Source organism: Staphylococcus microti, assembly GCF_000934465.1.
Taxonomy (GTDB): domain Bacteria; phylum Bacillota; class Bacilli; order Staphylococcales; family Staphylococcaceae; genus Staphylococcus; species Staphylococcus microti.
In genome coordinates this window covers 1-225 of the sequence record NZ_JXWY01000068.1, presented here as the reverse complement: position 1 = coordinate 225, position 225 = coordinate 1, and the positions used below count along the sequence as shown (strand labels likewise).

1 pseudogene is annotated in these 225 nt (G+C 36.4%); it reads right to left on the bottom strand.

Annotated elements, in window-relative coordinates:
* Positions 1-225 (bottom strand): annotated as a pseudogene (locus tag TP70_RS12430) (IS3 family transposase); the annotation flags it as partial.

Sequence of the window (225 nt, the reverse complement as noted above, 5' to 3'; positions counted from 1 at the left end):
TTGAAGCGCAATTTTGTGTTTTAAGTATTCAATTTCTTCTTCAGGGGTCATTTCTGATAATTTGGGTCTGCCAGAGCTATCTTTTCTCGTATCTCGCAATCCTTCAGGTCGGTTTTTCATTGCGAGTACGCGATCTCTAAAATTACTAATACGTCTTCCTAAAATCTTTGTGTCAAAACCAGCCTCTTTAAAAATTTCTGAAGGAAGTTTGCCTTTTTCATATTC